This window comes from Brevundimonas sp. KH_058 (assembly GCF_057838505.1).
Genome location: NZ_CM174469.1, coordinates 2215032 through 2233245 on the forward strand (window position 1 = coordinate 2215032; position 18214 = coordinate 2233245).

Annotated in this window: 17 protein-coding genes, 1 tRNA gene and 1 other RNA gene; 15 read left to right on the plus strand and 4 right to left on the minus strand. The window is 68.2% G+C overall.

What is annotated here, in order from left to right; translation table 11 throughout:
- Positions 1–18 precede the first annotated feature (18 nt).
- A tRNA-Ile gene (locus tag AC3ISA_RS10740) sits at positions 19–94 on the minus strand.
- Between the two features lie 211 nt (positions 95–305).
- Between AC3ISA_RS10740 and AC3ISA_RS10745 the strand changes: the two genes are divergently transcribed.
- A complete protein-coding gene (locus tag AC3ISA_RS10745; protein ID WP_489177879.1) occupies positions 306–1100 on the plus strand; it encodes an SIMPL domain-containing protein in 795 nt (264 codons plus the stop codon).
- A gap of 125 nt (positions 1101–1225) precedes the next feature.
- Here AC3ISA_RS10745 and panD read toward each other — a convergent pair whose 3' ends face one another.
- Positions 1226–1579: an aspartate 1-decarboxylase gene (gene panD / locus AC3ISA_RS10750; RefSeq protein ID WP_489177880.1), complete on the minus strand. Its 354-nt coding sequence runs from the start codon at positions 1577–1579 to the stop codon at positions 1226–1228.
- 223 nt (positions 1580–1802) lie between these two features.
- Here panD and sppA point away from each other — a divergent pair, with 223 nt between their 5' ends.
- From sppA to AC3ISA_RS10765, 3 genes are all read left to right on the plus strand, one after another.
- Positions 1803–3581: a signal peptide peptidase SppA gene (gene sppA, locus AC3ISA_RS10755; protein ID WP_489177881.1), complete on the plus strand. Its 1779-nt coding sequence runs from the start codon at positions 1803–1805 to the stop codon at positions 3579–3581.
- Between the two features lie 196 nt (positions 3582–3777).
- The gene (locus AC3ISA_RS10760) at positions 3778–4134 is read left to right on the plus strand and encodes a hypothetical protein (protein WP_489177882.1); all 357 of its coding nucleotides are present in this window, start codon (positions 3778–3780) and stop codon (positions 4132–4134) included.
- Positions 4135–4147: 13 nt separating this feature from the next.
- Positions 4148–4909: a peptidoglycan recognition protein family protein gene (locus AC3ISA_RS10765; RefSeq protein WP_489177883.1), complete on the plus strand. Its 762-nt coding sequence runs from the start codon at positions 4148–4150 to the stop codon at positions 4907–4909.
- Here AC3ISA_RS10765 and AC3ISA_RS10770 read toward each other — a convergent pair.
- Both AC3ISA_RS10770 and AC3ISA_RS10775 read right to left on the minus strand, forming a co-directional pair.
- Positions 4906–5199 carry a type II toxin-antitoxin system RelE/ParE family toxin gene (locus AC3ISA_RS10770; protein ID WP_489177884.1) on the minus strand — a complete coding sequence of 98 codons (294 nt, stop codon included), beginning with the start codon at positions 5197–5199 and terminating at the stop codon, positions 4906–4908. The two genes, AC3ISA_RS10765 and AC3ISA_RS10770, sit on opposite strands and share 4 nt — an antisense overlap.
- Positions 5200–5388, minus strand: coding sequence for a hypothetical protein (locus AC3ISA_RS10775; protein ID WP_372693208.1), 189 nt, complete (start codon positions 5386–5388; stop codon positions 5200–5202).
- A gap of 78 nt (positions 5389–5466) precedes the next feature.
- Between AC3ISA_RS10775 and rnpB the strand changes: the two genes are divergently transcribed.
- From rnpB to murG, 11 genes are all read left to right on the plus strand, one after another.
- Positions 5467–5858: RNase P RNA component class A (gene rnpB / locus AC3ISA_RS10780), an RNA gene on the plus strand.
- A gap of 413 nt (positions 5859–6271) precedes the next feature.
- The gene (locus AC3ISA_RS10785; RefSeq protein ID WP_428154342.1) at positions 6272–6748 is read left to right on the plus strand and encodes a division/cell wall cluster transcriptional repressor MraZ; all 477 of its coding nucleotides are present in this window, start codon (positions 6272–6274) and stop codon (positions 6746–6748) included.
- Complete coding sequence (rsmH, locus tag AC3ISA_RS10790; RefSeq protein ID WP_489177885.1) at positions 6745–7722, plus strand: 16S rRNA (cytosine(1402)-N(4))-methyltransferase RsmH; 978 nt, start codon at positions 6745–6747, stop codon at positions 7720–7722. The genes AC3ISA_RS10785 and rsmH overlap by 4 nt, the downstream gene beginning before the upstream one ends.
- Positions 7719–8162 (plus strand): cell division protein FtsL, encoded by a 444-nt coding sequence (gene ftsL / locus AC3ISA_RS10795; RefSeq protein WP_489177886.1) that lies wholly within the window; start codon positions 7719–7721, stop codon positions 8160–8162. Before rsmH ends, ftsL begins: the two co-directional genes overlap by 4 nt.
- Positions 8159–9931, plus strand: coding sequence for a peptidoglycan D,D-transpeptidase FtsI family protein (locus tag AC3ISA_RS10800; RefSeq protein ID WP_489177887.1), 1773 nt, complete (start codon positions 8159–8161; stop codon positions 9929–9931). Before ftsL ends, AC3ISA_RS10800 begins: the two co-directional genes overlap by 4 nt.
- Entirely contained in the window at positions 9928–11388 is a 1461-nt protein-coding gene (locus tag AC3ISA_RS10805; protein ID WP_489177888.1) for a UDP-N-acetylmuramoyl-L-alanyl-D-glutamate--2,6-diaminopimelate ligase, read from the plus strand. The genes AC3ISA_RS10800 and AC3ISA_RS10805 overlap by 4 nt, the downstream gene beginning before the upstream one ends.
- Positions 11381–12799 (plus strand): UDP-N-acetylmuramoyl-tripeptide--D-alanyl-D-alanine ligase, encoded by a 1419-nt coding sequence (locus tag AC3ISA_RS10810; RefSeq protein WP_489177889.1) that lies wholly within the window; start codon positions 11381–11383, stop codon positions 12797–12799. Before AC3ISA_RS10805 ends, AC3ISA_RS10810 begins: the two co-directional genes overlap by 8 nt.
- Positions 12800–12808: 9 nt before the next feature.
- Complete coding sequence (mraY, locus tag AC3ISA_RS10815; protein WP_159849636.1) at positions 12809–13918, plus strand: phospho-N-acetylmuramoyl-pentapeptide-transferase; 1110 nt, start codon at positions 12809–12811, stop codon at positions 13916–13918.
- 4 nt (positions 13919–13922) lie between these two features.
- Positions 13923–15416: a UDP-N-acetylmuramoyl-L-alanine--D-glutamate ligase gene (gene murD / locus AC3ISA_RS10820; protein ID WP_489177890.1), complete on the plus strand. Its 1494-nt coding sequence runs from the start codon at positions 13923–13925 to the stop codon at positions 15414–15416.
- A complete protein-coding gene (locus AC3ISA_RS10825) occupies positions 15413–16591 on the plus strand; it encodes a peptidoglycan glycosyltransferase FtsW (RefSeq protein ID WP_489177891.1) in 1179 nt (392 codons plus the stop codon). The genes murD and AC3ISA_RS10825 overlap by 4 nt, the downstream gene beginning before the upstream one ends.
- A gap of 410 nt (positions 16592–17001) precedes the next feature.
- Positions 17002–18093 (plus strand): undecaprenyldiphospho-muramoylpentapeptide beta-N-acetylglucosaminyltransferase, encoded by a 1092-nt coding sequence (gene murG, locus AC3ISA_RS10830; RefSeq protein WP_489177892.1) that lies wholly within the window; start codon positions 17002–17004, stop codon positions 18091–18093.
- Positions 18094–18214 lie beyond the last annotated feature (121 nt).

Genomic DNA, 18214 nt, shown 5'->3' on the forward strand with positions numbered 1-18214 from the left:
AGCGGCTCGACAAGAAGTTGGTAGGCCCGGAGGGACTCGAACCCCCAACCAGACCGTTATGAGCGGTCGGCTCTAACCATTGAGCTACAGGCCCCCAAGGCGCGCCTCGGCGGAAGGGGTCTCGCCTAGCAGGCGCGGGCGCGGCTTGCCAAGCGGGGGCGGGCAAGAAGGCGATCTTTCGGCGATTTCACGTAGATGAACGGAAACTGCCAGGGCGCACGGGCGTTCGTTCAGGCGAGAACGGCCAAGGTCGTTGCAACGGATCGGCGAACGCGCCGTCCTTGATCGCTTACGGAGAAGACCGCATGACCCGCACCCTGGCCGCCGCCCCCCTGAAGACCGTGTCGCTGAAGACCATCGCCCTGGGCGGCGCGGTCGCCGCCGCCGCCTTCCTGGCCGCCGCCACGCCGCGCGCCATGGCCCAGACGGCCGAACCCTCGATGGGAGCCATGCACATGATGCAGCCCGCGCCGTCCCTGAACCTGTCGGCCTATGGCGAGGTCAAGGCCGCGCCCGACATGGCCACCATCACCTTCGGCGTCCAGACCGAGGCGGTCACGGCTCAGGAAGCCATGCGCGACAACGCCACGCAGATGACGCGCGTCGTCGCCGCCCTGCGCCGCGCCGGCATCGCCGAGCGCGACATTCAGACCTCGGGCCTGAACCTGTCGGCGCAATATGACTATGTGCAGAACGAGCCGCCCAAGCTGCGCGGCTATCAGGCGGTCAACCGCGTGACGGTGGTCATCAACGACCTGACCAAGGTCGGCACGACGGCCGACGCCGTGGTCGCCGCCGGCGTCAACCAGATCGACGGCATCAGCTTCGGCCTGAAGGATCCCACGTCGGCCGAGAACCAAGCGCGCCAGCTGGCCGTGCGCAACCTGCAGGCCAAGGCCCAGCTGTACGCCCAGTCGCTGAACGTCCAGCTGTCGGGCATCCGCAACCTGACCGAAGGCGGCGGCTATACGCCCCAGCCGCCGATGCCGATGTTCGCCGCGCGCGCCATGTCGATGGACCGCGCCGAAAGCACCCCGGTCGCCGCTGGCGAACTGACGGTGCGGATCGACATCACGGGCGTCTACGATATCGCTCGCTGATCCCATCGGCCTAAACGAAGAAAGGCCCGCCGGCGACGGCGGGCCTTTTTTAGTTGGTCGGTGGGGAAAAGAGCCCCTCCACCGCTGCGCGGTCCCCCTCCCCACGATGCGGGGAGGAGACGCGGCTAGGCGTGTTTGATTTCGTTGGCGTCGTCCAGCAGGACCACGTTCGGGTTCCATTGACGCGCTTCCGCGTCGGGCAGTTGGCCGTAGGTGACGACGATCACCTTGTCGTTCTTCTGGACCAGGCGGGCGGCGGCGCCGTTGACGCCGATCACGCGTGAGCCGCGCGGGGCCTCGATGGCGTAGGTGGTGAAGCGCGCGCCATTGGTGATGTTCAGCACATCGACCTGTTCGTGCGGATAGATGCCCGCGGCGTCCAGCAGGTCCATGTCGATGGCGATCGATCCCTCGTAATCGAGATCGGCCTGGGTCACCGTCGCACGGTGCAGCTTGGACTTCATCAGGGTGACCAGCATTGCCCGGTCTCCAAATATACGCGGGGCGCAGGCCCTCGCTTTCAGGCCGCTCATATAGGGATTTCCGCCGGCCGCATCAATCGGGGCGCCGCGCCGCAGCAAACGCATTGCGGGTGCGAACGGGCCGCGGCGGGCATATTGCGCGAGCTTCATTTGACGACGGCCCGCGTCCCCCTATGCTGGATCGGCCATTTCCGGCCTGCGAGCGCGCGTTTCCCCACCGATGAAGCAATTCTTCCTGACGGTCCTTGGTGTCTTCACCGGGTTGATCCTGTTCGTCGTCGTCATTCCGGTCGTGCTGTTGACCGTCGCCGTCGCCTCGTCGTCCAAGCCGACGACGCCGGCCAATACGGTGCTGGAACTGGACCTACGCGGCGGGATCAGCGACCAGCCGTCGTCCAATCCGTTCGCCGCCTTCAGCGGTTCGGGCCTGGCCCTGACCCAGGTCGTGGACGGCCTGCATCAGGCCCAGGGCGACAAGAGCGTCAAGGCCCTGCTGATCCGTCTGCCGGAAAGCGGCATGACGCCCGCGACCGCCGATGAACTGCGCCAGGCCATCCACCGCTTCCGCAACTCGGGCAAGCCGGTCATCGCCCACAGCCAGGGTTTCGCGCCGTCGGGCGCGGTGATGTCCACCTATATGGTCGGCGCCTCGGCGTCGGAACTGTGGATGCAGAACACCGCCGGCTTCCAGGCCACGGGTTTCTCGGCGGACAGTCTGTTCCTGGGTCGCGCCTTCGAGAAGTACGGCGTCAAACCGAACTTCGAACAGCGTTACGAGTACAAGAACGCCGTCAACGAATACACCCAGAGCGACTATACCGGCCCGCACCGCGAGGCGATGACCGCCTGGATGACGTCGATCTACGACAGCGCCCTGGCCAACGCCGCAAAGGATCGCAAGACGACGGCTCCGGCGCTGAAGACGATCATCGAGGCCGGCCCCTATTCGGCGCCCCAGGCCCTGGCCAACCGTCTGATCGACAAGGTCGGCCAGGTCGAAGAGGCCGAGATCGCCGTCAAGGCGCGCGCCGGCAAGGGCGCCGAGATCGTCGAGTTCGGCAAATACGCCAGCCAGCAGGGCGAGCGGACCGGCTCGGGCAAGAACGCCATCGCCATCGTCGGCGGGGAGGGGGCCATCGTCACCGGTCGTGGCGGCGGTGGAAGCTTCGGCGGCGGTTCGTCCATCCATTCCGACGACACGGCCGAGGCCATCTATGACGCCATCGAGGACAAGAGTGTGAAGGCCATCGTCTTCCGCGTCTCCTCGCCGGGCGGCTCGCCCGAAGCCTCGGAACAGATCCTGGCCGCCGTGCGCGCGGCGCGGGCGGCGGGCAAGCCGGTGGTGGTGTCGATGGGCGCCTATGCCGCCTCGGGCGGTTACTGGGTCAGTTCGGAAGCCGACTGGATCGTGGCTCAGCCCTCGACCCTGACCGGCTCGATCGGCGTGTTCGGCGGCAAGTTCGTGCTGGCCGATGCGCTGGGTCGGTTCGGCGTCGACATGCGCGAGCTGACGGTGGGCGGCCAGTACGCCGACGCCTTCTCACCGACGCAGGAGTTCACGGCGGAGCAGCGCGCGGCCTTCTCCGGCTCGATGGACCGGATCTACGACGACTTCATCGCCCGCGTGGCGACGGGCCGCAAACTGTCGCCCGACCGCGTGCGCGAGATCGCCAAGGGCCGCGTCTGGACCGGGGCCCAGGCCCTGCCCCTGGGCCTGGTCGATCAGTTGGGCGGCGTCACCGAGGCGGTGAACAAGGCGCGCGAACTGGCGAAGATCCCGTCCAATGAACCCGTCCGCTTCAAGCATTTCCCCAAGCAGCAGTCGCCGTTCGAGGCCCTGTCGGAAATGTTCGGCGTCCAGACCGAGGCGGCCAAGGCCCTGGTCATGCTGGGCGGCGTCATGGCCGATCCCCAGGCCCAGGCCGTGATGCGACGTGTCGAAAGCGACCGGATGCGCGGCAAGGGCGCCGTGGTCCTGGCCGACCAGCCGATGTTCTGAACAGAGCGAAATCGGTTGAGTTGGATGCAGTTCAACTCGGCCCAGATTTCGCTCCGTCATGAATCTTGGAGCCTGATGCCCATCAGGCTCCAAGTCCGCGGCACACGCGACCGTGCGTCGCGGTCCATTGACCGCAGGCCCCGATGGACCGACATTGCATGTCAGGCGTTCCTCGGATCGCCTGAAAGGATGATCCATGTTCCAGCCTGAACGTCTCGCCACCATCGGTTTCACCGCGCGCCGCCGTCCCAACGGCCTCGTGGCCTCTGTCATGTGGGTCGCCGGCATGATCGCCGCCGTCTGCGCCATGGCCGTGGGCGCGGTGCTGGCCGTCGTCACTGCCGCAGCGGTGGCCGTGATCGCCCTGATCGCTGGCGTGCTGGTCTTCCTGGTCGGCCTGGTCATGCGGACCCGCCGCAACACGACGCCGCGCCGCCGCAACGGCGATCCCGACCTGATCGAGGCCCACAAGGTGGACGGTGATTGGGTCGCTTACGGGTGGGAACACAACGGTAGCAAGTGGGGTTTGGGGTGGCGGCGCGGCGCTCGCTGAGCCGGCGCCTGCCATGACCGCCTACATCGACGCGCCTTCGCCCAACTTCGACGCGCGCCGTGCGCCGCCGGACATGCTGGTGCTGCATTACACCGGGATGCAGACGGGCGAGGCCGCGCTGGCGCGCCTGCACGACCCGGATGCCAAGGTCTCGGCCCACTATCTGGTCGAAGAAGACGGTCGCATCTTCCAACTGGTCCCGGAGGAACGCCGCGCCTGGCACGCCGGTCGCGGCGTCTGGCAGGGCGAGGACGACTGCAACGCCGCCTCCATCGGCATCGAGATCGTCAATCCTGGCCACGAATTCGGCTATCGCGCCTTTCCTGACGCCCAGATCGCCGCCGTCATCGCCCTGATCGGCGACATCCGCAGTCGCTGGTCCATCCCCGACAACCGCATCATCGCCCATTCCGACCTGGCGCCGGATCGCAAGACCGATCCCGGCGAACTCTTCCCCTGGAAGCAACTGGCCGAGGCCGGTCATGGCTTGTGGTTCGAACCGGCCCCCGAACGGATCCAGGCCCTGGGCGGCCTGCTGCAAAAGGGGGATCAGGGCATCGGCGCCATGGTCCTGCGCGCCGGCCTGCACCGTCTGGGCTACGGGCTGAAAGGGGGCGGCGACTACGACGCCGAGACCGAAACCGCCGTCCGCGCCTTTCAGCGCCACTGGCGACCGGCCCGCGTCGACGGCGTCGCCGACGGCGAAACCCGCGCACGCCTGGTCGGCCTGCTCCAACTCGCCAGCGCCGAGAGCGTCACGGGCGTGCTGAACTAGAGGTCTGCGCGGTCCTGGAAGGGGCCGTAGATTCTCAGGATCGTGACGATGCGAGCTTGCTCGCTCCATTCATAGAAAAAGCGGTAGCTTTCGCAGACTCGCTCGCGGACGTTTGCATTGTCACCAAAAGGCCAGCGGTTGGGCGCCGTCTTCAAGCCATTCATCGCCTCTAACAGCGCGGCGTAGCGTGATCGGCCACGTAAACCGCTACCGGGTTGGGTCAGCCAGGTCTTGGCTTGGTCGAGGTCACGACGCGCCCGCTCGGTGACGATCAGAGTGTTGCGACGCATTCAGCGAGAGGCGGCGTTAGCCCAGGCGATTTCAGCTTCCAGCCATTTCTCGGCCTCTTCGCCTTCGATAAAGCGTCCGGCGGCGATGTCTGCATAGGCTTCGGCGAGCAGGCAGCGCTCATGAGCGAGGCGGCGCTCACGCTGCTCCGGTGTTTCATGACTGGCGATGTTCGCTGCGGGTTCGGCCATGTGCAGACCATACGCCATTTCACCTGCCGCCGCATCCGTTGGTTGACCTCGGCGGCGCGGCGGCGCATCTAGCGCGCGCCAGACGGCTGGGCGGTCGCGGCAGGGTTCGTCCTTGTCGAGGAAAGTCCGGGCTCCACGGTGAAAAGGCGGCGGATAACTTCCGCCCGGGGCGACCCGAGGGATAGCGCCACAGAAAGCAAACCTCCGGCCTCGCGAGGCCGGTAAGGGTGAAAGGGTGGGGTAAGAGCCCACCGCGTGCCTGGCAACAGGGACGGCATGGCAAGCCCCGCCTGGAGCAAGACCAAATAGGGACATCGCGCGGGGTTCGCCTCGCGGGGCTCACCGCCTCAGATGTCCGGGTAGGTCGCGAGAACCGTTCAGCAATGGACGGTCCAGAGGAATGATCGTCGCCGATCCAGGCTTTAAGCCTCGGAGCGGAACAAAACCCGGCTTACAGGCCGTCTGGCATACTTTTTCTTTGGCCTATCGCGCTTCGCGCTGCTTGAGGCCGTTGGGTGGGGCTTCCCGCCCGCCGATGCTGCGGTGGTTCGCGCGTCACCTTGGTCCGAGTTCGGATTATCCCCGCATTTCAGTGTTCTGGCAGCGGTCCCGCAGGTTTGCGGTCGTTAACCTATTGTCTGGTCAAGGAAGGTTAGAACGCTTCACAGCCTGTGAATACTTCGTCTGTTCCGTGTATGTTCCTACTGTTCGAGCGTGCTTAAGTCGTCACACGTCAAAACATGGTTAAATCTTGGCTTCGATCCCATTGAGGCCCATCTGATCCCATGCTATCCCACAATCAAGATTTGGGGCTGAGAGGCGGGCGCGGCGGGCGTTCGTCAGGGCATCTAGGGGCGGGCCGAAAGGCTCGATTGGACAGGGCGTGTTTCTCTCGACCTACGAGAAGCAGCTGGACGGCAAGCGCCGTCTCCTCATCCCCAACGATTTCCGCACGACCGAAAACGGCGCGGCCGGCGGCGTCTTCATCTTTCCCTCGATCGAAGCGGACTGCCTGGAAGCGGGCGGCGACCGCCTGTTCGCCGTCTATGCCGAGATGATCGAAGCCTTGCCGTTCGGCTCCGAAGAGCGTTCGGCCTTGGAGTGGCAGGTCATGGGCGAGCAGGTCCGCCTGGCCTATGATTCCGGCGGGCGCATCACCCTGCCCGAAGCGCTTTGCTCTGAAGCGGGCCTGGACGACACCGTCGTGATCGTCGGCCTGAACGACCGTTTCCAGATCTGGTCGCGCGAAAAATGGGCGGCCCGCCGCGCCGAGCAGCGCGCCCTGGCCAAGGCCGGCATGGCCCAGATCGGCGCCCTGAAGCTGGCGGCCCAGATGAAGCTGGCGGGGGGCGGATCGTGACCCCCCACGCTGAAGCTCCCCACGCCCCCGTCCTGCTGGCCGAAGTGATCGAGGCCCTGGCGCCGGCGCCCGGCGATGTCGTGATCGACGCCACCTTCGGCGCCGGCGGCTATACCCGCGCCATCCTGAAGACCGGCGCCCAGGTCATCGGCCTGGATCGCGACCCGACGGTCCAGCCGCACGCCGACGCCGTCGCCAATGATTTCCCCGGCCAGTTTCAGCTGATCCGCACCCCCTTCTCCGGTCTGGCCAGCGCTTTCGCCGACAGCGGCAAGGCTCAACTTGACGGCGCCGTCTTCGACATCGGCGTCTCGTCGATGCAGCTGGACCAGGCCGAGCGCGGCTTTTCCTTCATGCGCGACGGGCCGCTGGACATGCGCATGTCCGATGAGGGCGCGACCGCCGCCGACATCGTCAACGGCTGGGACCACGGTCCCCTGGCCCACATCTTCAAACTGTATGGCGAGGAGCGCCAGTCGGGCCGCGTCGCCACCGCCATCCTGCGCCGCCGCGTCGAACAGCCGTTCACTCGCACCCTGGATCTGGCCGAGGTGGTCGAGAAAGCCCTGGGCGGCCGTCGCGGCGCGCCCATCCATCCGGCGACACGGGTCTTTCAGGCCCTGCGCATCGCGGTGAACGACGAACTGGGCGAGCTGGAGCGCGGGCTGGAGGCCGCCGAGGCGACCCTGGCCCCCGGCGGCCGTCTCGCCGTCGTCACCTTCCATTCGCTGGAAGACCGCATCGTAAAGGCCTTCATGACCGAGCGCACGGGCAACAGCCCCGCCGGCTCACGTCACGCCCCCATGGCCGTCGATCCGCGCAAGCCCAGCTTCACGCTTCAGTTCAAGGGCGCGCGCGAGGCGGGCGACGAAGAGCGTTCGACCAATCCTCGCGCCCGTTCGGCCAAGCTGCGCGCCGCCGTCCGCACCGACGCCCCGGCCTGGGGCGAGATCGGTGGGGGAGTGGCGGCATGACCACGGCGCCCTTCTTCACCTATTCCCGCACCGCCCTTCAGCGTCTGTTCGACTGGAAGGTGCGCGGCGTGCGCTGGATCGAGATCATCGGCGTGGCCCTGGTCGCGATCATGATCGTGTCCGTCTATGCGGCCAAGGCCGCGGCGGCGCGCGAGAGCAGCCGCATCGCCCAGCTGGAACAGGATATCCGCGAGAACGGCCAGCGCGTCCGCCTGCTGCGCGCCGAGGTCGCCCGCCTGGAACAACCCGCCCGCCTGGAAAGCCTGTCGCGCCAGATCGGCATGGCTCCGGTGGACGTGCATCGTCAGGCCAAGGAAGCCCAGCTGACCGAGCTGAAACCCATGCCGGTCCCGACCGCACCGGCGGCCGCCGCCGTCGCCCCCGCTGCGGCCCCCGCCGTCGCAGACGACGCCGCCCCCGCGCCGGAGACGGTGCGATGAGCGTTCAGGACCACCGCTATCACCGCCCCGCGCCCGGCGTCGATCTTCAGGGCCGGCTGTCGCCCTTCTGGCGCTGGCTGTCGGAAACCGTCTGGCGTCTGGAGCACGGGTTCGAACGCGCCCGCGCCGATGCCCGGCCGGAAGAGGATACGCGCGTCCGCATCTTCCTGATCCTGATCGTCTTTTCCTGCGTCTTCGGCGCCCTGGCCATCGGCGCCTCGTACAAGGCCCTGATTGCAGAGGCGAACGGGCGCGGATCGGGCGTCAATCCGAACGCCCTGGTGCGCGGCGACCTGACGGATCGCAACGGCGAACTGCTGGCCACCAACATCATCCACTACGGCCTCTATATCGATCCGGCCGAAATCTGGGATCGCGACCTGGCCTATCGCCAGATCCGCCGCGCTCTGCCGCGCATCTCCGCCGAGCGGCTGAAGCGCGTGCTGGGCGGCGAGCGTCGCTTGATCGCCCTGACCGGCCTGACGCCCCAGGAAAAGGCCGCCGTCCATGACCTGGCCCTGGGCGGCGTCACGTTCGAACCTGAAGACCGCCGCGCCTATCCGCTGGGAACCTCGGCCGTTCACCTGATCGGCGACGCCGACACGGGCGGGCGGGGCGTGTCCGGCGCCGAACTGGCCTTCAACGACGAAATCCGCGCGGCGGGCCAGCGGGGCGAGGCCTTCCCCCTGTCCATCGACTTGCGTGTTCAGGGCGTGCTTGAAAACGAACTGGCCGCCGCCGCGATCAAGGCTCAGGCCAAGGGCGCCGTCGGCATCGTCACCGACGTCCAGACCGGCGAGGTCCTGGGCATGGCTAGCTGGCCGACCTTCAACTCGTCCAACCGCAACGCCGCGCCCGACGGCGCGACGCTGAACCGCGCCGTCTCGGGTCACTACGAGATGGGTTCGGTGTTCAAGACCTTCACCGTCGCCGCCGGTCTCGACACCGGCCGGGCCGACATGAACACCCTGTTCGACGCCTCCCAGGCCTTTCAGATCGGCGATCGCAAGATCAAGGACTTCCACGCTCAGAACCGCGTGATGACGCTGGAGGAGGTCTATCTGCACTCGTCCAACATCGGCACCTCGCAACTGGCGGTGCAGATGGGGCCAGACACGATGCGGGATTATTTCCGCCGCCTGGGCCTGTTGGACGCCTCGACCATCGAGCTGAAGGAATCGGCCAAGCCGGTCGTCCCGCGCCGTTGGGACAACTCGACCCTGGCCTCCCTGTCGTTCGGCTACGGCATCATGATCACCCCGGCCCAGATGGTTCAGGCCATGGGCGCCCTGACCAACGGCGGGCGGATGATCCCGCTGAGCCTGCGCAAGGGCGGCGCGCGCGGCGCCCAGCCCCAGCAGGTCGTCACCGAAGAGACCTCGCGCACCATTCTGGACCTGCTGCGTCGCAACGTCGTCAAGGGTTCGGGCGGGTTCGCCGATGCGCCGGGTCTGCGGGTCGGGGGCAAGACCGGCTCGGCCAATAAGCTGGTCAACGGTCGCTACGATCCCAGCCACGCGCTCGGTTCGTTCGCGGCGGTCTTCCCGGTCGACGGCCCGCTGAACGGCAAACGCTACGCCATCCTGATCGTCATGGACGAGCCGGGGACCTATCCCAAGACCGGCGCCTATGTCGCCGCGCCGGCCGTGAAGAACATCGCCGACCGCATCGCCGGCTTCCTGGGCGTCGAACGCCGCGAGGATCGCTGGCGCACGGCCCTGGGCGAAAAAGTGCCTGAGTATCAGGACGTGGCGGGGGACGGCCTGTGAGCGCCCTTCACCTGTCCGACCTGCTGCGCCGCGACGTGTCCAGCGATCCCATCATCACCGGCGTGACCGCCGACAGCCGCAAGGTCGCCCCCGGCGCCCTGTTCGTCGCCCTGCCGGGCACGGCCGCCGACGGCCGCGCCTTCATTCCGCAGGCCTTGGCGCAAGGAGCCGCTGCGGTCCTGGCCCCGACCGATACGCCAGATGGCGCGGCGCCGGTCCTGGTCACCTCGGGGGACGTACGCCGCGCCTACGCCATCGCCGCGCGCGGCTTCTACGGCGCCCAACCCAAGACCTGCGTCGCCGTCACAGGCACCAACGGCAAGACCTCGGTCGCCACCTTCTGCCGCCAGATCTGGGCCGGCGTCGGCCACAAGTCCGCCAGCATGGGCACCCTGGGCGTCATCGGCCAGAAGGGCGACAAGACCTACGCCCTGACCGGCCCCGGCCTGACCAGCCCCGACGCCGCCGAGGCCGCCCGCTTGATGGCCGAGCTGGCCGCCAAGGACGTGACCCATGTCGCGCTGGAGGCCTCGTCTCACGGCATCGACCAGCGCCGTCTGGACGGGGTGGCGCTGAAGGCCGCCGCCTTCACCAACCTGACCCAGGACCACCTCGATTATCACGGCACGATGGAGGACTATCGCGCCGCCAAGATGCGCCTGTTCGAGACCCTGCTGCCGCGCGGCCGCACCGCCGTGTTGAACGCAGATTCCGACGCCTATTCGGCCTTCGCCTCGGCCTCGATCATGGCGGGCCTGGGCGTGATGGGGGTGGGCGAGCGCGGGCGCGACCTGGCCCTGATCGGCCGCCGCGCCACGCCGGAGGGCCAGCGCCTGACCCTGGACGTGCGCGGCCAGGTGCATGAGATCCTGCTGCCGCTCGCCGGCGCCTTCCAGGCCTCGAACGCCCTGGTGGCGGCGGGTCTGTGCATCGCGGCCGGCGATCCCGCCGACGCCGTGATCGCCGCCCTGGAGGGCCTGACGGGCGCCCAAGGCCGCCTGCAACGCATCGGCGGCGCCGAGACAGGGCGCGGCGAGGTCTATGTCGACTACGCCCACACCCCCGACGGGCTTGAGACCGTGCTGAACGCCCTTCGCCCCCATGCGACAGGCCGACTGATCGTGGTGTTCGGCGCCGGCGGCGACCGGGATCGCGGCAAGCGCCCGCTGATGGGGTCCATCGCCGGGCGTCTGGCCGACCTCGCCATCGTCACCGACGACAATCCGCGTTCGGAAGATCCCGCCGCCATCCGCGCCCAGGTCCGCGCCGGTTGCCCCGACGCCATCGAGATCGGCGATCGCCGCGCGGCCATCGAAGCGGCCGTCGAAATGATGCGTGACGGGGATGTGGTGGTCATCGCCGGAAAAGGGCATGAACAGGGTCAGATCGTCGCGGGCGTGACCCACCCCTTCGACGACGCCACCGTCGCGTCCGAGGCCCTGTCTTTGAATGCCTGATACATCCGCCCGCCCGCTCTGGACGGCCGCCGAAGTCGCCGCCGCCACGGGCGGCGTGCTGCATGGCGACGACCGCCTCATCACGGGCCTGACCTACAGCAGCCGCGAGATCGTCCCCGGCGACCTGTTTCTGGCTCTGAAGGGCGAACGCGACGGGCATGAGTTCGCCGCCGCCGCCTTCGCCGCCGGCGCCGCGACAGCCCTGGTCGAACACCCTGTCGAGGGCGGCCCCTGCGTCGTCGTTCCTGATACGCTGCACGGTCTGGAAGCCCTCGGCGTCGCCGCGCGCGAGCGGGCGCCCCATGTGAAACGCGGCGCCGTCACCGGCAGCGTCGGCAAGACCAGCGTCACGCAAGCCATCAAGGCCGGCCTCGACCTTGCGGGTCCCGCACACGCCTCGATCAAGAGCTACAACAACCACATCGGCGTACCGCTGACCCTGGCCCGGATGCCGGTCGAGACCCGTCGCGCCGTGTTCGAGATCGGCATGAATGCGCCCGGCGAGATCGCGCCCCTGTCGCGCTTCGTCGCCCCCCATGCCGCCTGCGTCACCACCGTCGGCCCGGTCCATATCGAGGCCTTCGCCGACGGCGAGGCCGGCGTCGCACGCGAAAAAGCCTCCATTTTCCAGGGTCTGGTCCCCGGCGGCGCGGCCGTGGCCAACGGTGACGCGACCCTGTTCCCCGTCCTGCGCGACGCAGCCCAGGCCATCGGCGCGCGCCTGCTGACCTTCGGCTCGGACGCCGGTCATGACGCCCGCCTGCTGGACTTCCGGCCGGACGCCGAGGGCGCATCGGTCGCCGCCGAACTGTTCGGTCGTCGCATCGACTATCGCCTTGCGCAGTCCGGCGCCCACTGGGGCCTGAACAGCCTGTGCGTCCTCCTGATGCTTGACGCGCTGGACGTGACGCTGGACACGGGGCTTGAGGCCCTCGCCGGCTTCCAGCCGTTGGCCGGTCGCGGCCAAACCAGCACGGTCACGACGCCCGAAGGCGCCTTCACCCTGATCGACGAAAGCTATAACGCCAATCCGCTGTCGATGGCCGCCGGGTTCAAGACCCTGGGCGCGCGCGCCACATCGGGCCGCCGCATCGTCGTTCTGACCGACATGCTGGAACTGGGCGACCAGAGCCGCGACCTGCACGAAGGCCTCGCCGGCCCCATCGACGCCGCCGGGCTGGACCTGGTCCACGCCGCCGGTCCCGAGATGCGCTGGCTCTATGACGCCCTTCCGGCCTCGCGACGCGGCGTCTGGCGCGCGACGGCGGCGGAACTGGCGACCGAGGCTCACCTGCTGGTCGCGCCCGGCGACGTCGTCATGGTCAAGGGCTCGAACGGGTCCAAGGCCTCGCTGGTGGCCAAGGCGCTGGCCGATCTTCAAGGCCGCGACACGCTGCCCGCGACGCGATAGGGAACGAGAATGTTCTATCTTCTGTATCTCTATTACGCCGACGTGGCGCACCAGTATCCGCTGCTGAACCTGGTCCAGTACCAGACCGTGCGCGTCGCCCTGGCCATGGCCACGGCCATGATCGTCGCCGTCGCCATGGGCAGCCGCTTCATCAACTGGATCCGCACCAAACAGGGCCGGGGCCAGCCGATCCGCGACGACGGCCCTGTTTCGCACCTGTCCAAGGTCGGCACCCCCACCATGGGCGGGCTGATGATCCTCGCCGGCATCGGCGTGGCGGTCTTCCTGTGGGGCGACCTGACCAATCCCTACATCTGGATCGTCAGCTTCGTCACGGCGGCCTTCGGCGTGCTGGGCTTCATCGACGACTATGCCAAGGTGACCAAACAGACCTCGGCCGGCCTGACCTCGAAACAGAAGCTGCTGGCCCAGACGGTCGTCGCCGTCGTCGCCGGCGTCCTGACCGTGCTGTGGATGACCGTGTCGCCCACCTCGCCGGGGCTTGAGACCTCGATCGCGTTTCCGTTCTTCAAGGCCGTGTTGCTGAACATCGGCTGGTTCTATGTGGCGTTCGCGGCCTTCACCATCGTCGGCTTCTCCAATGCGGTGAACCTGACCGACGGTCTGGACGGCCTGGCGACCGTGCCGGTGATGATGGCGGCGGGCGCGTTCGGGGTGATCTCCTACCTCGCCGGCAACTTCGTCTTCGCCCAGTATCTTCAGGTCCACCACGTCCCCGGCGCGGGCGAACTGGCCATTTTCTGCGCGGCCATGATCGGCGGCGGCGCGGGCTTCCTCTGGTACAACGCCCCTCCGGCCAAGATCTTCATGGGCGACACCGGCTCGCTGGCCCTGGGCGGCGCCCTGGGCGCCATCGCCGTCACGACCAAGCACGAGCTGGTCCTGGGCATCGTCGGCGGCCTGTTCGTCGCCGAGGCCGCTTCGGTCATGATCCAGGTCGGCTATTACAAGCTGACCAAGAAACGCATCTTCCTGATGGCGCCGGTCCACCACCATTTCGAGAAGATGGGCTGGCCGGAATCCACCGTCGTCATCCGCTTCTGGATCATCGCCGGCGCCCTGGCCCTGCTGGGCCTGTCCACGCTGAAGCTGCGGTGATCCGATGATCCCCGTTCCCGGCTTTGAGGGCAGGCGGGTCGCAGTCTTCGGCCTGGGACGGTCGGGGATCACGGCCGCGCGCGCGCTCCAGGCCGGCGGGGCCATCCCCATCCTGTGGGACGACGGCGTCTCGGGCCGGATGCAGGCCGAGGCCGAAGGCTTCACGGTCAAGGACCTGACCACGGCCGACTGGTCAGCCTTCGCCGCCCTGGTCCTGTCGCCCGGCGCGCCCCTGACCCATCCCAAACCGCACTGGAGTGTCGACAAGGCGCGCGCGGCCGGCGTGCCCGTCATCGGCGACGTGGAACTGTTCGCCCGCGCCTTGGCCGCCCTGCCGAAAGACGCGCGCCCCCGCGTCGTCGCCGTCACCGGCACCAATGGCAAGTCCACCACCACGGCCCTGATCGGCTGGGTGCTGAAGTCGGCCGGCCTGACGGTCCACGTCGGCGGCAACATCGGCATCGGCGTCCTGGCCCTGCCGGCCCCCACGCCCGACGCCGTCTATGTGATCGAGGTCTCCAGCTATCAGCTGGACCTGACCACGACCTTCGCTCCCGATGTCGCCATCCTGACCAACATCAGCCCCGACCATCTGGATCGCCACGGCGGCATGGAAGGCTATGTCGCGGCCAAGGCGCGGATCTTCGCGGCCCAGGGACCGGACGCGGTGGCACTTGTCGGCGTGGATGAAAGCTGGGGGCAGGGGATCGCGCGCGATCTGGCTTCGCATGTCCTGACCATTTCTTCTTCCGCTCATCCCAGCGAAAGCCGGGACCCAGTGCTTTCGTCAGGACACGATGTCGGGGATCGGCGTCCTTCCGCATCCCCACGGCTGGAACGCCCAAAGAACTGGGTCCCGGCTTTCGCCGGGATGAGCGGAATTGAAGTCCGATCAGGTCTCATAAAGTCGCAAGGCGCGATTCTCGCCGACCTCACCGCCGCCCGCTCGCTGCCGGGCCGCCACAACGCCCAGAACGCCGCCTTCGCCTATGCCGCCGCGCGGGCGCTGGGCGTATCGCACGACGCCGCCGTCGCCGGCCTGCTGTCCTTTCCCGGCCTGGCCCACCGCATGGAGGCCGTCGGCCGCCTCGGCCCGGTCCGCTTCATCAACGATTCCAAGGCCACCAACGCCGACGCCGCGCGTCAGGCCCTGTCGTCTTACCCCCGCGTCTTCTGGATCGCCGGCGGCGTGCCAAAGGCCGGCGGCATCGACGACTTGGCCGACCTCTTCCCCCGCGTGACCAAGGCCTATCTGATCGGAGAGGCGGCCGAGGCCTTCGCTACGACGCTGGCCGACACCCCCCACATCATCGCCAGAACCCTGGACGCCGCCGTGGCCGCCGCATCTGCCGACGCCGCATCCGCAGGCGGCGACCAGATCGTCCTCCTGTCCCCCGCCTGCGCCAGTTTCGACCAGTATCCCGACTTCGAGGCGCGGGGCGAAGCCTTCCGCGCCGCCGTCCTGGCCCTCGGGGCCGTCCCGGAAACCGCGTCATGAGCGCCCCCTACACCCCCGCCTTCTCGCGCAACGACCAGAGCCACGTCGCCCAGTGGTTCTGGACCGTGGATCGCGGCCTGCTGGGCGCGGCCCTGGCGCTGATGGGCCTGGGCGTGGCGCTCAGCTTCGCCTCCAGCCCGGCCGCCATTTTAGCCGATGAATCGATCACCGATCCCTTCCACTATTCCTGGCGGATGATGATCTTCTCGGGCCTGGGCCTCAGCCTGATGCTGACCAGTTCGCTGCTGTCGCCGCGCGGGGTGCGCCGCATCGCGGTCCTGGCCCTGTTCGGCGCCATCCTGGTGATGATGGCCCTGCCGTTCATCGGCGACACGGTGAAGGGGGCCGCCCGCTGGGTGAACTTCGGCCCGTTCAGCCTGCAACCGTCCGAGTTCGCCAAGCCCGGCCTGATCGTCTTCGCCGCCTGGATGTTCGCCGAGGCGCAGAAGGGGCAGGGGGTGCCCGGCGTCACCATCGCCTTCGGCTTCTACGCCCTGACGGTCTCTCTGCTGCTGATCCAGCCCGACATCGGCCAGACCCTGCTGATCACCACCACCTTCATGGCCGTCTTCTTCATGGCGGGGGTGCCGTTCAAGTGGATGGCGGTGCTGGCCAGCGCGGGCATGGCGGGACTGGTGTCGCTGTATTTCGTCTTCGGCCACATGCGCGACCGCCTGAGCCGCTTCTTCTCGCCCGAGACCACCGACACCCACCAGATCGACAGCGCGTCCGAGGCCATCCGCGCCGGCGGCCTTCTGGGGCGCGGCATCGGCGAGGGCGTGATGAAACGCCGGGTGCCCGACCTGCACACTGACTTCATCTATTCCGTCGGCGCCGAGGAGTTCGGCCTGATCCTCAGCCTGATCATGATCGGCCTCTACGCCTTCATCGTCATCCGGGGCATGCGCCGGGCGATGAAGCTGACCGACCCGTTCGAACAGACGGCGGCGGCGGGCCTGTTCATGCTGATCGGCTTGCAGGCCTGCATCAATGTGGCGGTGAATCTGAACCTGATCCCGACCAAGGGCATGACGCTGCCCTTCATCAGCTACGGCGGCTCGTCCATGCTGGCCATGGGCCTGACCATGGGTTTCGCCCTGGCCCTGACCCGCCGCCGCCCCGGCGCCTACGAACCGGGCGCCAGCCTGCCGGGACGACGGCGGCGGTTGCTGTAGTTTTCTTTCGTCATCCTCCGGCGCGAAGCGACCGGGGGACCCAGCGGCGTGCGTGAGCGCGAACCTGTCGCGGATTCTGCTTCAACCACTATGCGGCCGACACATCGCCTTCGGCGCCGTTGGGTCCCCCGGTCTCGCTTCGCTCGTCGGAGGATGACGAAGGAAGAGGGACATATGACCTTCTCTCAAACAAACACCCGAACGATCCCAACTGCTTAACACCGACCAGCCGCTTTCTCCTGCCCACACCCCAAAACCGTGCGATCCTGTCGCCGACCCATCCTCGACCCCACCCGTCCGCCACGGATTTCAGACGAAGTGCACTATTCAGACGGTGTTTTTCGCGCCCCCGCCGTCTGAATTTCAGACGAATTGCACTATTCAGACCCTCTTTTTTCGGAGCCCGCCCCATGACCAAGCTCTGCGTCGTCGCCGCCGGCGGCACCGGCGGCCATATGTTCCCGGCCGAGGCCTTGGCGCGCGAGATGGCGGCGCGCGGCTGGCGGGTGGTGCTGGCGACCGATCATCGGGGCGAGCAATACGCCCACGCCTTCCCGGCCGAGGAGCGGCTGGCGCTGGACGCCGCCACGGGGTCCGGTCCGCTAGGCCTGATCAAGGCGGGCGTCGCCATCTTCAAGGGCGTGGTCCAGGCGCGGACGGCCTTCGACCGGCTGGGCGCCGACGTAGTCGTGGGCTTCGGCGGCTATCCGTCCGCCCCGGCCCTGGTCGCCGCCGTCACGTCACAGCGCCCGACCGTGATCCACGAGCAGAATGCCGTCCTGGGCCGCACCAACCGCATCCTGGCGCCCTATGTCGGCCAGGTCGCCTCGTCCTTTCCGACGCTGGAGCGGGCGCCGGCCAAGGTCCAGGGCCGCTCCCACGTGGTGGGGTCGCCGGTGCGCGCCGAGATCCGCGCCCTGTTCGACCGCCCCTATGTCGCCCCCGGCGACGACGCACCCGTCCGTGTGCTGGTGACCGGCGGCAGCCAGGGCGCCCGCATCCTGTCCGAGACCACGCCCCGCGCTTTGGCCGCATTGCCCGAGGCCTTGCGCCGTCGCCTGAAGGTGCAGCAGCAGTCGCGGCCCGAGACGCTGGAGGCCGCGCGCCAAATCTATCTGGAGGCCGGGATCGAGGCCGAGGTCGCCCCCTTCTTCCGCGACATGGCCGAACGGCTGTCCAGGGCGCATCTGGTGGTGGGGCGTTCCGGCGCCTCGACCTGCGCCGAACTGGCGGTGGCGGCCCTGCCGTCCGTCCTGATCCCGCTAAAGATCGCCACCGACGACCACCAGCGCCTGAACGCCAAGGCCCTGACCGACGCCGGCGCCGCTGAAGTCATTCTGGAAGACGACCTGACCGTCGATCGGCTGGCCTCGACCCTGACCGCCGTCCTGTCCGACCCGTCGCGCCTGTCGGCCATGTCCGCCGCCGCCCGCAGCGTCGCCATCCCCGACGCCGCACAACGCCTCGCCGATCTGGTCGAGGCGACGGCGGGGCGCACCTAGGACTTCTCCCTCCCCCTGCGGGGGAGGGTGGCTGAGGCGCAGCCGAAGTCGGGTGGGGAGGGCAAGGCAAAGTCCCACCGACCTAATTATTCAAACTCGCGCGCCCTTGCCGGGCCGCCCC